This is a genomic window from Bradyrhizobium sp. CB1015 (assembly GCF_025200925.1).
Classification (GTDB): domain Bacteria; phylum Pseudomonadota; class Alphaproteobacteria; order Rhizobiales; family Xanthobacteraceae; genus Bradyrhizobium.
On the sequence record NZ_CP104174.1, the window covers coordinates 8,143,659 to 8,159,867 of the forward strand.

Sequence of the window (16,209 nt, forward strand, 5' to 3'; positions counted from 1 at the left end):
GTCACTTCCCCGCCTTCTTTTCCAGACGCAGCAGCATCAGCCGCGCGGCCGCGAGCACGAAGAACGTCAGCACGAACAGGAGCAGACCGAGAAGGATCAGGCCGGACTGGTGCAGGCCGTCGCTCTCGGCGAACTCGGACGCGATCGCCGCCGAGATCGTGGTGCCCGGCGCGAAGATCGACGAGGAGATCCGGAACGAGTTGCCGATGATGAAGGTCACCGCCATGGTCTCGCCCAGCGCGCGGCCCAGCGCCAGCATGACGCCGCCGATGATGCCGACGCGGGTGTAGGGAATCACGACGCTGCGGACGACTTCCCAGGTGGTGCAGCCGACGCCGTAGGCGGCTTCCTTCAGCACCGGCGGCACCGTCTTGAACACGTCGACCGAGATCGAGGTGATGAAAGGCAGCACCATGATGGCGAGGATCAGCGCGGCGTTGAACAGGCTGAGATAGGACGGGGGACCGGCGAAGATCGCGCCCAGCACGGGAACGCCGTCGAACACCCGGATCATGAAGGGCTGGAAGGTGTTGGCCAGGAACGGGCCGAGCACGAAGAAGCCCCACATGCCGTAGATGATCGAGGGAATGCCGGCGAGCAGCTCGACCGCCATGCCGATCGGGCGGCGCAGCCATTGCGGGCAGAGCTCGGTGAGGAAGATCGCAATGCCGAGACCGACCGGAATGGCGATCAGCATCGCGATGAAGGAGGTGACGAGCGTACCGTACATCGGCCCGAGCGCGCCGAGCACCGGCGGATCGGCCGAGGGCGCCCAGCGCTGCGTCCACAGGAAGGAGATGCCGTATTCCTTCATCGCCGGGAACGCACCGACGATCAGCGAGATGATGATGCCGCCGAGGATCAGCAACACCGAGATCGCGGACAACCGCGTGATCCAGTAGAAGGTGACGTCGCCGAGCTTGAACGCGCTCAAGGCCTTGGCGCGATCATATGGACCGGCAGCATCTATCACATTGCTCTCGACAGCCATCTCAGCCACGCCGATCCCCTGTACCCGTTTTATATACGCTTGTTGTTGGTGGCGCGCTCCGGATGCGGCGGGAGGCCGATCCGGAGCGGAGATCTTGGAGCATCCCGGAACCGGGTCCGGGACACGATAGCGCCTTAGCTCTTGATCTCGGCAGCCCAGGTCTTCTCGATCAGCTGCACGACGCTGTCCGGCATCGGGATGTAGTCGAGCTCTTCAGCCGCCTTGCCGCCGTTCTTGAAGGCCCAGCGGAAGAACTTGATGGCTTCCTGCGAGGCTGCCTTGTCGGTGGCCGACTTATGCATGAGGATGAAGGTCGCCGCCGTGATCGGCCAGGACTTCTCGCCGGGCTGGTCGGTCAGGATGACGTAATAGCCGGGCGCCTTGGCCCAGTCGGCGTTGGAGGCGGCCGCCTGGAAGGCCTCGACGGTCGGCTGCACCGGCTTGCCGGCCTTGTTGACCAGACCGGTGTAGGTCAGCTTGTTCTGCTTGGCATAGGCGTACTCGACGTAACCGATCGAGTTCTTGGTCTGGCTGATGTTGCCCGACACGCCTTCGTTGCCCTTCGCGCCGACGCCGACCGGCCACTCGACCGCGGTGCCTTCGCCGACCTTGCTCTTCCAGTCCGCGCTGGCCTTGGAGAGATAGTTGGTGAAGTTGAAGGTGGTGCCCGAACCGTCCGAACGGCGGACCACGGTGATCGCCTCCGAGGGCAGCTTCGCGTTCGGATTGAGCTTCTTGATCGCGGCATCGTCCCACTTGGTGATCTTGCCGAGATAGATGTTGGCCAGGGTCTCGCCGTCGAACACCAGCTCGCCGGGCTTCACGCCCTCGAGGTTGACGACGGGGACGATGGCACCCATCACCATCGGCCACTGCACGAGGCCGTCCTTCTCGAGCTGCTCGGCCTTGAGCGGCGCGTCGCTGGCGCCGAAGGTCACGGTCTTGGCCTGGATCTGCTTGATGCCGCCGCCGGAGCCGATGGACTGATAGTTCAGACCGTTGCCGGTCTCCTTTTTGTAGGCGTCGGCCCACTTCGAATAGATCGGGAACGGGAACGTCGCGCCGGCACCCGTGATGTCGGCCGCAAAGGCTGCCGTCGTCGATGCGGCGACCAAGCCGGCAGCGACCATGGTTTTGAGGAAATTCATGCTGGTCTCCATACAGGGGAGCGAAGCGCCATCCGCGCCCGATCGCGCTCCCCGCGCCGCCGCTTTAGGGGCGGTCGGCTGTGCTTTTACGAAGGTTTCGTGACAGTTGGATGACGGAACCAAGCAATTGAAATCGCTTGCGTTTCTGATCAAGCCGGAGTCTTGGTCTGGGGAAAACAGGCGGTGAAGGTGGCACCTTGCCTGGGCACGCTTTCGATCAAAAGGCGGCCGCGATGACGGTTAAGAATATGCTTCACCAGCGATAACCCGAGCCCGGTGCCGCCTTGCGAGCGGCTGTCGCCGACGTCGACCCGGTAGAAGCGTTCGGTCAGCCGCGGCAGGTGCTCCGGCGCGATGCCCGGGCCGAAATCGCGGACCATGACCCGGATTTCCTGAGTTCCGTCAGCGGCGACGCTCGAGGTCAGCGACACGATGACGCGCCCGCCGGAGGCGCCGTATTTGAGTGCGTTCTCGATCAGGTTCTCGAACAGGCGGAGCAGCTCCTCGCGGTCCCCCGCGATCATCACCGGCGGCTCCGGCAGGTGGATGTCCACCTCGACCTGGCGCTCGCGCGCCAGCGGCTCGAGCCCGTCGGCGACCTGGCGGATGATCGGCACGAGATCGACCAGGGTGTCGGGCCGGACATGGGCCGACAGCTCGACCCGCGACAGCGACAGGAGATCGTCGATCAGGCGCGCCATGCGCGTGGCCTGGTTGTGCATGATGCCGAGGAAGCGCTCGCGCGCCTTGGGGTCGTCCTTGGCCTGGCCCTGGAGCGTATCGATGAAGCCCGACAGCGCCGCCAGCGGCGTGCGCAGCTCGTGGCTGGCATTGGCGACGAAATCGGCGCGCATCTCCTCGACCCGGCGCAGCGGCGTCTGGTCGTGGAACGTCATCAGCATGCATTTGTCGGTGCCGCCGAAGCTGGTCGGCACCGGTACCGGCGTGATGATCAGCTCCATCCAGCGATCGACCGGAACATGATCGAGATAGGTCGCGCGCCGCGGCTCGGTGGTCGCGATGGCCTCGCGCAGCGCGGTGATGATCTCCGGCGAACGCAGCGCGAACTGGGCGAGCTCGTTCCGGCGCAGCGCCGGCGCGAGCTGGGCCGCGGCGGCATTGAGGTGGATGACGCGGCCGGCGCGGTCGAGCAGCACCGCCGGATCCGGCATGCCGGCGACCACCGCGGCCACCGCCGCGCTCTCGACCGGGTTGATGCGCCTGACGTCATCGCGGGAGGCGGCGGGATCGTGCAGCCGCCACGGGATCAAGGCCGCCGCCGCGATGCAGAGGAACACGATGGCGGCGTGCAGCGCCGACAATTCGCCGAGCGAGACCACGACGGACAGCGCCAGCGCCGCGGCGATCAGGATGATGGTCGAGTGCCGGAGCCGGTCGGACCAGGGCTGGGCGGAGGGAGAAGAGGGGGCGTCGATCGCCATCGGGGCGGGCTTCTCCTGGGGGCTGTCCTTAAGGACCTGACACCGGTCAGGCGCCGCTGTCGCTGCGCTCTCTCACATAGGCGGCTTCAGGCGCCGGGCCGGGGTCCAGCTTGAGCGCCGCCTGTTGCAAGCGCTTCGATCGGGCGCCGATGATAACTTCTCGAAACGTCAGCAAGATTACAGATAGGACGAACGGAGACAGATAATAGAGGACGCGGAACAGGAGCATGCCGCCCAGGAGCTCCTCCCGGTCCATCTGCCAGAGGCCGACCAGCATGGCGGCGTCGAACACCCCCAAGCCCCCAGGCGAATGGCTGGCGAAGCCGAGCAGGGTCGCCGAGACGAAGATCACCGCGACCACGACGAAGCCCAGATTGGGCTCGTCGGGGACCAGCACGTACATCGCCAGCGCGCAGAAGCCGAGATCGACGATGCCGATCGCAATCTGGAGCAGCGTCAGCGGGCCGCCCGGCAGCACCACGGTCCAGGGGCCGCGGCCCACCACCCGCGGCTGGGTCCAGACCCAGACCACGTAGCCGATCAGCGCCGCGATGATCATCAGCGCCAGCGTCCGGTTCAGCCAGGCCGGCAGCTGGTCGATCGAGGCTGCCGCCTCCGGATGGTAGGAGATGCCGAGGCCGAGCACGGCGGCATTGCCCAGCCAGAAGGTCAGGCCGGCGAGAAAGCAGATTTTTGCGACGTCGATCGCGTTCAGCCCGTAGGCCGAATAGATGCGGTAGCGCACGGCGCCGCCGGTGAAAACGGATGCGCCGACATTGTGGCCGATCGAATAGCTGGTGAAGGCCGCGAGCGCATTGATGCGGTACGGCACATGGGCATGGCCGATCGCGCGCGTGGCGAAGAGGTCGTAAAAGGTCAGCGTGAAATAGCCGGCAGCGACGAACAGAGCCGCCATCGCAATCTGGCTCGGCTCGGTGCTCTTGATCGCTTCGAGGACCTCGTTGAAATCGATGCCCCGCAGCATGTGGTAGAGCACATAGCAAGCGATGCCGATGACCGCGATGCTGATCACAACTCCAAGCTTATGCAGGATTTGCTTCTGGCGCAGAAACGTCGTCACCCTGCGTATGGCTTCCAGCATCTAGACCTCGAACAACGCTTCAGCGGCCAGGGTGGCCGGCGGACAGGCGGACGCGCAGGCATTCAACGAACCCTCGCTGCCGGCGCCGGCATCGCGCATGCCCCCTGCCCCTCCACTAGCGCGTTTTCGGCCGAAGTGGAATTCGGCAATTCGAACAAAAACACGTGCCTTCAATATTTTAGGCAGGGTTGCGGCTCCCAGTGCAGGGTTTGGCGCTTTCGGCGGCAAGGCTTGGCGCGAATCTCCATGGCGATCCTGCGCAGAGGCCATGAAGTTTTGATGATTTCGGCCGCACAATGTTCCGTCACGCCTTAAGCCGACGTCAATCTATGGGGCCCGCCGGCCTGTTGAAAGAGGGGGACCGGAGCGGCCGGTCACGGTTTTCCGATGCGCCGGAAAGTCGCGGCGGACGCGCACCCGTCCCTCGCGTCAGGGTGCACGGCAACATCACACAGCGGCCGGGGGCGCGGTGCGCGAAACCACGCGGTCGCGGAGCCAGGCGCCGATGGTGCAGCCGACCAGGTAGCAGGCGAACATGATCAGGCCGAGGTCGAGCCAGTAGCCGAAGCGACCGGGGACCACATGGGCGACAGAGGCCGCAACCAGGGCAGCGGCAAGCACGGCGAGCCAGCGCGCGGTCACCTTCGAGGTGCCGTTGCCGCGCTGGACCACCGAGATCCAGCCCATGCAGAAGCCCAGCAGCAGCGAGCCGATCAGCCAGCCCAGATGGAACGAGACGAGATAGGGCATCGTCACCTCACCAGAAATTCGATGCGGCGGTTCTGCGCCTTGCCTTCGTCGGTGTCGTTGCCGGCGACGGGCTGCGTGCTGCCATGGCCGACCGCGTTGAAGCGGCTGGCGGGAAGGCCCGCCCTGACCAGATAGTCGATCACCGCCTGGGCGCGTTTTTCGGAGAGGGCCTGGTTGAAGGAATCCTCGCCATCGGCGTCGGTATGCCCGGCGACCTCGATATTGGTAGTGGGGCAGCGCAGCGCCGTCTCGATGAGACGATCGAGGATGCCGGCCGAGTCAGGATCGATGTCCGCACGCTTGTTGGCGAAGCGGATCTTGCCCTTGGTCAGGAGCTCCGAGAACAATTGCTGGCACACGGTGCCGTCGACCGGGCCTGCGGCGGGCTTCACCGTGATCTCCGGCTTGTACTGCCAGTTCTTCGGGAAGTCCTTGCCGAGACCTGCGCGGATCTCGTTGGCGGCGCCCTCGTAGAGCGCATCGCCCGAGAGCTTCACCTCGCGGTCGGAGACGACAAGCGTGCCGGTCGACAGCCGCGACAGCGCGCCGAGCGCGGCGACGACCGCCGTGTTGAAGGAGCCGGGTGCGCCGATGCTGGCCTTGAGATTGTCGACGACCTTTTCGGTGAAGAACTTTCGCGAGGCGCTGGTGGCGATCGCGGCGTGGACGTTGTTGTCCGGAACGTAGCCGGTCAGCGTCACCGTCGCGGCCACCGGATCCTTGTAGGCCTGGAAGATGTAGGGCGGCGCCTTGATCTCGTTGGCGGCAATCGAAAAACCCTCCGGCAGGTTCTTCAACGCAGCCGCAATCGCCTCGCGGCCGCCGAGCTCGCGCGCCATGCCCGACAGGTTGACCTTGGTGTCCGTGATGGTGATCTTGCCGTCCTTCAGCTTGCCGATCTGATCGAGCAGCAGCATCGCGGCGGCCTCGAACCGCGGTGGCGCCCCGCGCGCCAGCCCCATCTGGTCGGCCACCTCGACGCCCCCGACTTCCTTTCGGGCCGCCTCGGTCAGCCGGGCCTTCATCGATGGCAGCGGTGCGGAGCCCGACAGCGTCACCCGCACCACGTCGCGCTCGGCGTTCCAGACGAAGGGCTTGGCCTCAGGAACAAGGCGGGTCCGGTCGTCGACCAGCCGCACGCCGGGCACGGTTTCGACCGCCATCACCGCATCGCGGCGCCCCTCCTCGGAGAAGGCGTCCGCGGCCAGGCTGACGTCGCGGCCGTCGACCGCGATCCGGGTCTTGTCCAGAACGGTGTCCTTCAGCGCAGCCGAGCTGCGGGCCGACAGATCGGCCTCGACCGGTAAGGTATTATTCCAGGCCGCAAATCCCCACATGACGGCAAGGGGGATCAGCCCCGGCCACCATTTGCTGGCCCACGAGAAAAGCTTCTGCATTCGACGACCCGAACTCTGGAAACGGAGACAAAACAAACCCTTGGCAGGCTGTCAAACCGGAAATGGTCCTGTTCCGAAGGCCCGGGTGGGACAATTGGAATAACTTTTTCTTCAAGGGTTCTTCCGTAAGTTGAGGGCGGAATGCCAAAGTCCCCCACCCGGTCATGAAACAACTGCGTAACAACGTCATCCGCGCCGGGCTGGGAGCACTCTATTTCAGCGGGGCGCACCACCTGTTGCGCCCGCTTTTGTCGGGCGTCGGCGCCATTTTCATGCTGCACCACGTGCGGCCGGCGCGCGAGGCCGCGTTCCAGCCGAACCGGCATCTCGAGGTCACCCCCGAATTCCTGCGCGCCACGCTGCGTCATTTGCGCTCGCGCGACATCGACATCGTCAGCATGGACGAGCTGCATGAGCGGCTGGTGCAGGGCCGGTTCGACCGCCGCTTCGCCGCCTTCACCCTGGACGACGGTTATCGCGACAATCTGGATTACGCTCTGCCGGTGCTGCGCGAATTTGACGCGCCGCTGGCGGTCTATGTCGCGAGCGATTTTGCCGACGGCACCGGGCGATTGTGGTGGACGGCGCTGGAGGCCGTGATCGCCAAGACCGAGCAGATCGACGTGCAAATCGGCAATTCCACGCTGCGGCTCGATGCGACCAGTGTTGCGGCGAAGCAGGCGGCGTTCGACCGCCTGCACGACTGGCTGCGCGCGCTGCCGGGCGAGCACGATCTTGCGCGCGAGATCGGGGCGCTGTGCACGGCCTACGGCGTCGACATGGAAGCGCTGTGCCGCAGCCTCTGCCTGTCCTGGACCGAGCTCAAGTCCTTTGCCGCCGATCCGCTGGTCACGATCGGCGCGCACAGCGTCAGCCATTGCAACCTCGCCAAGCAGGCGGAAGACATCGCCGCGCAGGAGATGGCCGCGAGCCGCGCGCGGATCGAGCAGGTGCTGGAGCGCCCCGTGCTGCACCTCGCCTATCCCTATGGCGACCGCGACGCCGCGGGCGCGCGCGAATTCGCCCTTGCCGCATCCGCCGGCTTCAAGACTGCGGTGACGACACGGCCCGGCATGCTGTTCGCGGAGAACGCCGGCCACATGACCGCGCTGCCCCGCGTGTCGCTCAATGGCAATTATCAGGACGCGCGGATCCTGCCGGTGCTGACCTCGGGCGCCGCGACCGCGATGTGGAACGGATTCCGCCGCATCGCGGCGGCGTAGGCGCGCCAAGCTCCGCTGTCGTGCCCCGCTCTGATCTCATCGCAGCCTTCCTTGACTCCCCTCCTCGCTCCGCCCACAACCAGCGGCAACCAAGGGAGGAACGCATGCTCAACAATCTGTTCTCGCTCAAAGGCCGCATCGCGCTGGTGACCGGCGGCTCGCGCGGCATCGGCAAGATGATCGCCGCGGGATTTCTCAGCGCCGGCGCGGCAAAGGTCTACATCACCGCGCGCAAGGCCGGACCGTGCGAGGAGACCGCCAAGGCGCTCAGCGCGCAATATGACGGTGAATGCATCGCACTGCCGATCGACATCTCCACCGTCGAAGGCTGCAACAGGCTCGCCGGCGAGATCATCAAGCTGGAGCCCAGGCTCGACATCCTCGTCAACAATGCCGGCGCGGCCTGGGGCGCCGAGTTCGACGAATTCCCGGAGAGCGGCTGGGACAAGGTGATGGATCTCAACGTCAAGTCGCTGTTCTTCCTGACCAAGGCGCTGGCCAAGCCGCTCCGCGCCGCAGCCAGCGCAGAGCGGCCGTCGAAGGTCATCAACATCGCCTCGGTCGACGGCATCTTCGTCAATCCGAGCGAGACCTATTCCTACGCCGCGAGCAAGGCCGCGGTGATCCATCTGACCCGGCGCATGGCGGTGAAGCTGATCAAGGACAACATCAACGTCACCGCGATCGCGCCGGGCGCGTTCAAGTCCGACATGAACCGCGCCGCGCGCGATCACGCGGACGAGGTCGCAAAGCGCATTCCGGCGCGGCGGATCGGCACGGACGAGGATATGGCGGGTGTCGCAATCTATCTCGCCTCGCGCGCAGGCGATTACGTCGTCGGCAACACCATCGCCGTCGATGGCGGCGTGGTGTATGCGAATGCCGGGCTGGAGATCGCGGGGTAGGCGGCGCGAGTTAGCGCAGAGCGCGCTCATACCCGCTGTCATGCCCCAGTACGCCGCGGCTTCTGATTTATCGCCGCCGTCTCTGGAATGCTGGATCACCCGCTTTCGCGGGTGATGACAGTCTTCGTGGGGCACGGCCGCCGCGTCTCACTGGCAGCACCTACGACTCGATCTTCACGTACTCGAAATCGCCGGGCTTGTTGTCGATGCCGACCTTGGGCGGCGAGATCCAGGAGGCGAATTGGCCGATCTCGGTGACGGGCTGCATCAATGACGTGATGAAGTCGCCATCGCTCGCCGACGGCAGCCATTCGTCCTTGCGCTTGGCCCAGGTGGCATCGTCGATCAGGATGCCGTCGGGCGTCGCGTGCACGTCCTTGAACTCGCCGATATGGCGGTGGAAGGCGACGTTGGGCAGCGTCAGCTTGAAGTCGTAGCCCGCGGTCGAGATCACCTTGTTCCAGCGCAGCATGCCCTTGACGCAATCCTGGCTGTAATCGTCGCGCAGGCGCATGTTGAGCGCGGTCAGCGCCGGCTCGTCGACCAGCTTGACCTCGCCGTTGATCAGCTTGAGCACCGGATAGGTGGAGTTCTTGAGCTGGTGATCGTCGTCGATCTGGGTCTCGTGATAGCGGCCCTTGATGCCGGCGTTGAAGGCGTTGGCCGCGTTGGTCGAGACCTCCGAGCCGAACAGGTCGAGCGACAGCGTGTAGTGCAGGTTCAGCTTCTTCTGGATGGTCGGGAGATCGATCACGCCGAGCGCGCGCACTTTCGCGATGTCGGTGGGATCGGTGATGCCGGCCGCGCGCATCGCCTCGCAGGTGCGCTGCACGACGCGGGTGATGCCGGTCTCGCCGACGAACATGTGGTGCGCTTCCTCCGTCAGCATGAAGCGGCAGGTGCGCGACAAGGGATCGAAGCCGGACTGCGCCAGCGAGTGCAGCTGCATCTTGCCGTCGCGGTCGGTGAAATAGGTGAACATGAAGAAGGACAGCCAGTCCGGCGTCGCCTCGTTGAAGGCGCCCAGCATGCGCGGCGCGTCGGCATCGCCGGAGCGGCGGCGCAGCAAATCATCGGCTTCCTCGCGGCCGTCGCGGCCGAAATATTTCTGCAGCAGGTAGACCATCGCCCAGAGATGGCGGCCTTCCTCGACGTTGACCTGGAACAGATTGCGCATGTCGTAGAGCGAGGGCGCGGTCTTGCCGAGATGGCGCTGCTGCTCGACCGAGGCCGGCTCGGTGTCGCCCTGGATCACGATCAGGCGGCGCAGCATGGCACGATGCTCGCCCGGGACTTCCTGCCAGGCCGGCTCGCCATAATGCTCGCCGAACGGCACGACGCGATTTTCTTCCTGCGGCGCAAGCAGAATGCCCCAGCGATATTCGGGCATGCGGACGTAATCGAACTTGGCCCAGCCACGCGGATCGACCGAGTACGCCGTGCGCAAATAGACCAGCGATTCCTGGAAGCCCTCGGGGCCCATGTCGCTCCACCAGTCCATGTAGCCGGGATGCCAGCCCTCCAGCGCCTTCAGCACCTGGCGGTCTTCGGCGAGGTTGACGTTGTTCGGAATCTTGGTCGAGTAGTCGACGTTCATGATGTTCATGTTCATGGTGACCTCCCGTGTTGGGATAGGATGAGTTGATCGCTACCTGCGAAGTCCGGGCTGGCGAGTGGCGAATGGCGAGTAGCGAATGGATTCCTCTCTATTCGCCATTCGCCCTCTACACTCGCGTCATATCGAATTTCGGCTTCTGGCCGCTGCCGTAGCGGCGCAGCGCGCCTTCCTCGCCGACGGCGTTCGGGCGCTGGAAGATCCAGTTCTGCCAGGCGGTGAGGCGGGCGAAGATCTTCGATTCCATCGTCTCGGGGCCGACGAAGCGCAGGCTCGCTTCCATGCCGGTGAGGCTGTCGGGCGAGAAGCTGGCGCGCTCTTCGAGAAACACGCGCACCTCGTCATCCCAGTCGATGTCGTCGAGCGCGAAGGTAACGAGGCCGAGCTCTTCGGCCTGCTCGGCGTCGAGGCTGGTGCCGAGCGTCGCTTCCGCGCGCTCCAGATCGGCCGGATCGGCCTGGAAGCGCGATTCCAGCCGTGTCAGCCCATGGCTCATCGGGTACGGGCCGAAATTCATCGCGGACAGCTCGATCGACGGCGGCGGACGATTGTCGCCCTGGCGCGTGCCGATCAGCATGTAGGAGCGGTCGGCGGCGAAGACGAGCTCGGCGAGCGTGCCGGCAAAGCAGGAGCCGGGCTCGACCAGCGTCACCAGCGTGCGCGAGGTGACGTCGACGCGCTTGAGCACGCGCTTCCAGTAATGCCTGATTTCGTTGACCAGCCAATGCGCCTTGTTGGCTTCGAGGAAAGCATCGCTGGCGAGCACATGGGCGCGGTCGCCATGGCTCTTGAACACCAGCATCGCGATCTCGAGCTCGTTGATGCGCAGATGCAGGATGGCGTCGTCGAGCTCGCGCGCCACTTGCAGCGGCCAGAACGAGGCGCCTTGCGCCATCATGCCGTCGATGTCGGCGGGCGGCGCGGCCTCCGGCGCCTTGATCGAGGTGGTGGCGATGCGCGCCGCACGATCGATATCGACGGTGACGAAGCCGTAGCGGATGCTGGTGTCGTCGATGATGCGCTTGAGCGGCGTCAGCGCGATGCCCTTGCCGCTGCCCTTGCGCGTCGAGGCCGCCGCAAACTCCTTGGCGCGCTCGGCGATCTTGGCTTCGAGCTTGGAGTTCGGCGCGATCTCGTCGACGAGGCGCCATTGCACGGCGCGCTTGCCCTTGACGCCTTCCTCGATGGTGCAGAAGACATCGGCGTGGTCGCGCCGCACCTTGCGTTTGTCGACGACGCGGGTGAGACCGCCGGTGCCGGGCAGCACCGCGAGCAGCGGCACTTCGGGCAGCGCCACGGCGGACGAGCCGTCGTCGGCGAGAATGATGTGATCGGTCGCGAGCGCCAGCTCATAGCCGCCGCCGGCGGCGGAGCCGTTCACCACCGTGATGAAGCGTTGGCCGGAATTCTCCGACGAATCTTCCATGCCGTTGCGGGTCTCGTTGGTGAACTTGCAGAAGTTCACCTTGTGGGCATGCGTGGAGCCCGCGAGCATGCGGATGTTGGCCCCGGCGCAGAACACGCGGTTCTTGGCCGAGCGCAGCACGACGACCTTCACCTCGGGATGCTCGAAGCGCAGGCGCTGGATCGCGTCGGCCAGTTCGATGTCGACGCCGAGATCGTAGGAATTGAGCTTGAGCTGGTAGCCCTCGAACAGGCCGCCGTTCTCGTCGACGTCCATGGTCAACGTCGCGACGTCGCCCTCGACCGCGAGCTTCCAATGCTTGTAGCGGGAAGGTTCGGTCTGGAAATCGATGAATGTCGCGCCGCCTGCGAGGCGCCGATCTTCCCCGGCCATGAGCCACCCTTAAGCTTGGTTATGCATTCTGGAGCGTTATATGCATAATAGTGCATCTTATTGGGTTAGTCTAGCACGAATCTCAGGTTCACATGCACTTTGCTTCATCTAGGCGCAGACGCCTCATGCCGCCTGAAGCCCTGGATCGTCCCGCAAGGCGGCCTTTGCGAACTGCGTGATGGCATCGAGGGTGGGCCCCGGAGCCTCGCGATGCGGGGAATGCGCCGCGCCCGCAATGATTTTCAGGTCGACCGGGCAGTAACATTCCTCCTGCGCGATCTCGGCCTGGCGCAGCGTCCCATATTGATCATCTACGCCCTGCACGATCAGGACGGGCACGCGGATGTAGGCGAGGTATTCGGAGATATCCCAATCGCGGAATTTCGGATCGAGCCAGGCTCCGTTCCACCCCTTGAAGGCGTTGTCGACGTCCTTATGCCAGCGCGCGAGCTTTGACTTGAGGTCCGTGGTCTCGAACGTCGTCTTGATCGCGGCGATGGATTTGATCGAGATGTCCTCGACGATGAAGTGGGGTGCGATCAGCACGAGGCCGTTCAGGCGATGATCCTGATGCGCACCGGCATAGATGGTGGCGATCGAGGCACCATCGGAGTGACCCAGCAGGAGACCACGCTTGAACTGAATCGCATCGAGCAGCTTCGGCAGCACGTCCAGCGCCTCGCGATGCATGTAGTCGAGCGGCCGCGGTAGCGCGACCGGGCTGGACTGGCCGTAGCCTGCGCGCGAATAGGCGAAGATGCCCGCGCCCGTGGCTTGCTGCAGCTTCTCCGGGAAATCACCCCAGAGGCCGACGGAGCCGAGGCCTTCATGCAGCATCACGATGGTGGGAGCGTCGGGGACTAACGGCGCGAGCCATTTGTATTCGAGGCTGGCGCCGCCGATGCTGAGGAAGCCGGTGGGGGTGAGGTTGGTCATGGTCTTCTTCCTGTTCGCTCCGTCTGCACCCTCCACTGGAGGGGGAGGGTCGGCTCACATCGAGCGCAGCGAAATGTGAGCCGGGGTGGGGTGACAGTCTCTCCGCGGATGCGGTGCCCGTGTGGAGAGATCACCCCACCCCGCTTCGCATTGCGCTTCGCTCCATGCGAAGCGACCCTCCCCCTCCAGGGGAGGGTAAGGAAGCAAGTCGCCCTGCATCATCAATGCGCGCCTTCCCGCAGCTTGAACCGCTGAATCTTTCCGGTCGCGGTCTTCGGCAGCGAGTCCACCACGTCGATCCAGCGCGGATATTTCCAGGGACCGATCTTCTGCTTGACGTGCTCCTTGAGCATCTCCTGTAAATCCGTCGTCTTGGCGCCCGGGCGCAACACGACGAAGGCCTTGGGCTTCAAGAGTCCTTCCGGATCGGCCTCGGGCACGACGGCAGCTTCCAGCACCGCCGGATGCGTGATCAGCGCGCTCTCCACTTCGAACGGCGAGACCCAGATGCCGGAGACCTTGAACATGTCGTCGGCGCGGCCACAGAAGGTGTAACGGCCATCCGCGTCGCGGACATATTTGTCGCCGGTCCGGGTCCACGGCCCCTCGAAGGTGCGGCGGCTCTTGTGGCGCTGGTTCCAATAGCCCTCGCCGGCGGAGGGCGCATCGACCAGGAGCTCGCCGACCTCACCGTCGGCGACGTCCTGCCCGGCCTCGTTGACGAGCCGCACCGCATAGCCCGGCACCGGCTTGCCCGAAGAGCCGTATTTGATGTCGCCGGGCGCGTTCGACAGAAAAATGTGCAACAGCTCGGTCGAGCCGACGCCGTCGAGGATGTCGACACCGAACCGCGCCTTCCAGCTGTTGCCGACCGATTCCGGCAGCGCTTCACCAGCGGAGGTGCAGATGCGCAAGGCCTTGCCGCCGCGCTCGCTCTTCATCGTCTCGTCGTTGAGCATGGCGGCGAATAGCGTCGGCACGCCGTAGAAGATCGAGGGATTGTAGCGGTTCATCAGGTCGAACATGCGCGCCGGCGTCGGCCGCTCGCTGTTGAGGATCACGCTGGCGCCGACCGACATCGGGAAGGTCAACGCATTGCCGAGGCCATAGGCGAAGAACAATTTCGCCGCCGACAGGCAAACATCGCTCTCGCGAATGCCGAGCACCTGTTTTGCGTAGGTGTCGGCGGTCGCCTGCAAATTGGAATGGATATGGCGCACGCCCTTCGGCATGCCCGTCGACCCCGACGAATACAGCCAGAACGCCGGCTCGTCCGGATGCGTCGCGGCGGTGGTGAACTGATCACTCTCGCCGGCGAGCTCTTCGGCAAGCTGCTTGTGGCCGTTCTGCTTGGCGCCGGAGACGACGACATGCTCGAGATCCGGCATGCGGCCGACGACGTCCTTGATGACGGGATAGAGCGCTTCGGACACGAACAGCACGCGCGCGCGGCAGTCGGCGAGGATATAGGCGTATTGGTCCGCAGTCAGCAGCGTGTTGAGCGGCACCGGCACGATGCCGGCGCGGATCGCGCCCAGGAACACGATCGGGAAATCGACCGTATCCAGCATGATCATCGCCACGCGCTCCTCGCGGCGCACGCCGAGCCGGCGCAGCATGTTGGCGGCGCGCCGGGTCTGCTGCTGGAGCTCGCCATAGGTGAGCCGCGAGACGGTATCATCGAAGGCGAGCTTGCTGCCCCTGCCCTCCTCGACGTTACGGTCGAGCAGCCAGGTCACCGCGTTGTAGGATCCCTCGCTCACGGACATCTCCCCCGAATTTAGAATTATAATTCATAGAAAGACACCACGGCGGCTTGCTGTCAATGCCAGCAGGCACTATGTTTCATTAAAACGCGCCGCAGGACCCCTGTAAAGAAGGCTCATGACCGAAAGTCCCGACGCCGAATCCCGCTTCCTCGAACAGCTCGGCCAACGTGTGCGCACCATGCGCGCGCTGCGCGGCATGTCGCGCAAAGTGCTCGCCAAGGTGTCGGGAATCTCGGAGCGCTACATCGCGCAGCTCGAAAGCGGCAAGGGCAATGTCTCGATCGTGCTGCTGCGCCGCGTCTCCGACGCGATGGGCGCGCATCTCGAAGACCTGCTGCCTAGCGCCGATCCGACGCCGGACTGGCAGATGTTTCGCGACCTCTTGCGCAAGGCGACCCCCAGTCAGATCGCGCAAGCAAAAGATCTGCTCACCGGCGGCAGCGCTTCCGCACCGCGGCGCGCGCCATTCTGCGGCATCGCGCTGATCGGCCTGCGCGGCGCCGGCAAGTCGACACTTGGGCGGATGCTGGCGAAGAAGATCGGCTGGAGCTTTGTGGAGCTCAACAAGGAGGTCGAGCAGCAGAACGGGCTCTCGGTCGCCGAGATCATCGCGCTCTACGGCCAGGAAGGCTTTCGCCGCATGGAGCAGGCAGCGCTGCAACAGCTGCTCGCGCGCAACGAGCTGATGGTGCTGGCAACCGGCGGCGGCATCGTCTCGGAGCCTTTGACCTTCGACCAGGTCCTGAGCTCGTTCTACACGATCTGGCTGAAGGCCGAGCCCGAGGAGCACATGGCGCGCGTGCGCCGCCAGGGCGATCTGCGCCCGATGGCGGATGATCGCTCGGCGATGACGGAGCTGCGCAACATTTTGCTGAGCCGCGAGCCGCTGTATTCGCGCGCAACCGCGGTGGTGGATACGGCCGGACTGTCGGTCGATGCCGCCGCCGCGCGCCTGATCGATGCGGTACGGCCGGTGCTGCAGAATGAAGCCCGCAGCTTCGGCCTGCGCAGCGTGGCGCTGTAAGCCTCGCTGAATCCAAACCCTCCGCTGTCGTCCCGGACAAGCGCGCCGCAAGCGCGCGCAGATCCGGGGCCCATAGCCCCAGGGAAAAGTTGTCGCACGAGCTGTCAAC

At 65.0% G+C, this 16,209-nt stretch carries 13 protein-coding genes; 3 read left to right on the top strand and 10 right to left on the bottom strand.

Annotation, left to right across the window (positions count from 1 at the left end; genetic code table 11):
* Position 1: 1 nt before the first annotated feature.
* The 6 genes from pstC to N2604_RS38220 form a co-directional block, all read right to left on the bottom strand.
* On the bottom strand, positions 2-991 hold the full coding sequence (pstC, locus tag N2604_RS38195) for a phosphate ABC transporter permease subunit PstC (protein WP_260376387.1): 990 nt from the start codon (positions 989-991) through the stop codon (positions 2-4).
* Between the two features lie 134 nt (positions 992-1,125).
* Positions 1,126-2,139: a phosphate ABC transporter substrate-binding protein PstS gene (pstS, locus tag N2604_RS38200; protein WP_260373056.1), complete on the bottom strand. Its 1,014-nt coding sequence runs from the start codon at positions 2,137-2,139 to the stop codon at positions 1,126-1,128.
* Positions 2,140-2,288: 149 nt separating this feature from the next.
* Entirely contained in the window at positions 2,289-3,581 is a 1,293-nt protein-coding gene (locus N2604_RS38205; RefSeq protein WP_260373057.1) for an ATP-binding protein, read from the bottom strand.
* 46 nt (positions 3,582-3,627) lie between these two features.
* Positions 3,628-4,683, bottom strand: a complete 1,056-nt coding sequence (locus tag N2604_RS38210; protein WP_260373058.1) for a lysylphosphatidylglycerol synthase domain-containing protein — start codon at positions 4,681-4,683, stop codon at positions 3,628-3,630.
* 447 nt (positions 4,684-5,130) lie between these two features.
* Positions 5,131-5,433 carry a hypothetical protein gene (locus N2604_RS38215; RefSeq protein ID WP_260373059.1) on the bottom strand — a complete coding sequence of 101 codons (303 nt, stop codon included), beginning with the start codon at positions 5,431-5,433 and terminating at the stop codon, positions 5,131-5,133.
* Between the two features lie 2 nt (positions 5,434-5,435).
* Entirely contained in the window at positions 5,436-6,830 is a 1,395-nt protein-coding gene (locus N2604_RS38220; RefSeq protein WP_260373060.1) for an OmpA family protein, read from the bottom strand.
* A gap of 164 nt (positions 6,831-6,994) precedes the next feature.
* Between N2604_RS38220 and N2604_RS38225 the strand changes: the two genes are divergently transcribed.
* Both N2604_RS38225 and N2604_RS38230 read left to right on the top strand, forming a co-directional pair.
* Complete coding sequence (locus N2604_RS38225) at positions 6,995-8,053, top strand: polysaccharide deacetylase family protein (RefSeq protein ID WP_260373061.1); 1,059 nt, start codon at positions 6,995-6,997, stop codon at positions 8,051-8,053.
* A gap of 104 nt (positions 8,054-8,157) precedes the next feature.
* On the top strand, positions 8,158-8,958 hold the full coding sequence (locus N2604_RS38230; protein ID WP_260373062.1) for an SDR family oxidoreductase: 801 nt from the start codon (positions 8,158-8,160) through the stop codon (positions 8,956-8,958).
* A 160-nt stretch (positions 8,959-9,118) separates the two neighbouring features.
* Here N2604_RS38230 and boxB read toward each other — a convergent pair whose 3' ends face one another.
* The 4 genes from boxB to N2604_RS38250 all read right to left on the bottom strand — a co-directional run bounded on the left by boxB (position 9,119) and on the right by N2604_RS38250 (position 15,070).
* Positions 9,119-10,570 (bottom strand): benzoyl-CoA 2,3-epoxidase subunit BoxB, encoded by a 1,452-nt coding sequence (boxB, locus tag N2604_RS38235; protein WP_260373063.1) that lies wholly within the window; start codon positions 10,568-10,570, stop codon positions 9,119-9,121.
* A gap of 112 nt (positions 10,571-10,682) precedes the next feature.
* Positions 10,683-12,371 carry a 2,3-epoxybenzoyl-CoA dihydrolase gene (gene boxC, locus N2604_RS38240; RefSeq protein ID WP_260373064.1) on the bottom strand — a complete coding sequence of 563 codons (1,689 nt, stop codon included), beginning with the start codon at positions 12,369-12,371 and terminating at the stop codon, positions 10,683-10,685.
* A gap of 123 nt (positions 12,372-12,494) precedes the next feature.
* The gene (locus tag N2604_RS38245) at positions 12,495-13,307 is read right to left on the bottom strand and encodes an alpha/beta fold hydrolase (RefSeq protein WP_260373065.1); all 813 of its coding nucleotides are present in this window, start codon (positions 13,305-13,307) and stop codon (positions 12,495-12,497) included.
* A 221-nt stretch (positions 13,308-13,528) separates the two neighbouring features.
* A complete protein-coding gene (locus N2604_RS38250; RefSeq protein WP_260373066.1) occupies positions 13,529-15,070 on the bottom strand; it encodes a benzoate-CoA ligase family protein in 1,542 nt (513 codons plus the stop codon).
* A gap of 121 nt (positions 15,071-15,191) precedes the next feature.
* Here N2604_RS38250 and N2604_RS38255 point away from each other — a divergent pair, with 121 nt between their 5' ends.
* A complete protein-coding gene (locus N2604_RS38255) occupies positions 15,192-16,100 on the top strand; it encodes a helix-turn-helix transcriptional regulator (RefSeq protein WP_197949135.1) in 909 nt (302 codons plus the stop codon).
* The last annotated feature ends 109 nt before the right edge of the window (positions 16,101-16,209 follow it).

Excerpts from the sequence above, each read along its gene's own strand:
- N2604_RS38220 (WP_260373060.1), bottom strand. The coding sequence starts at position 6,830 with ATGCAGAAGCTTTTCTCGTGGGCCAGCAAATGGTGGCCGGGGCTGATC.
- N2604_RS38215 (WP_260373059.1), bottom strand. The coding sequence starts at position 5,433 with ATGCCCTATCTCGTCTCGTTCCATCTGGGCTGGCTGATCGGCTCGCTG.
- N2604_RS38230 (WP_260373062.1), top strand. The coding sequence starts at position 8,158 with ATGCTCAACAATCTGTTCTCGCTCAAAGGCCGCATCGCGCTGGTGACC.
- N2604_RS38225 (WP_260373061.1), top strand. The coding sequence starts at position 6,995 with ATGAAACAACTGCGTAACAACGTCATCCGCGCCGGGCTGGGAGCACTC.
- N2604_RS38205 (WP_260373057.1), bottom strand. The coding sequence starts at position 3,581 with ATGGCGATCGACGCCCCCTCTTCTCCCTCCGCCCAGCCCTGGTCCGAC.
- pstC (WP_260376387.1), bottom strand. The coding sequence starts at position 991 with ATGGCTGTCGAGAGCAATGTGATAGATGCTGCCGGTCCATATGATCGC.
- N2604_RS38245 (WP_260373065.1), bottom strand. The coding sequence starts at position 13,307 with ATGACCAACCTCACCCCCACCGGCTTCCTCAGCATCGGCGGCGCCAGC.
- boxB (WP_260373063.1), bottom strand. The coding sequence starts at position 10,570 with ATGAACATGAACATCATGAACGTCGACTACTCGACCAAGATTCCGAAC.
- pstS (WP_260373056.1), bottom strand. The coding sequence starts at position 2,139 with ATGAATTTCCTCAAAACCATGGTCGCTGCCGGCTTGGTCGCCGCATCG.
- N2604_RS38255 (WP_197949135.1), top strand. The coding sequence starts at position 15,192 with ATGACCGAAAGTCCCGACGCCGAATCCCGCTTCCTCGAACAGCTCGGC.
- N2604_RS38210 (WP_260373058.1), bottom strand. The coding sequence starts at position 4,683 with ATGCTGGAAGCCATACGCAGGGTGACGACGTTTCTGCGCCAGAAGCAA.
- boxC (WP_260373064.1), bottom strand. The coding sequence starts at position 12,371 with ATGGCCGGGGAAGATCGGCGCCTCGCAGGCGGCGCGACATTCATCGAT.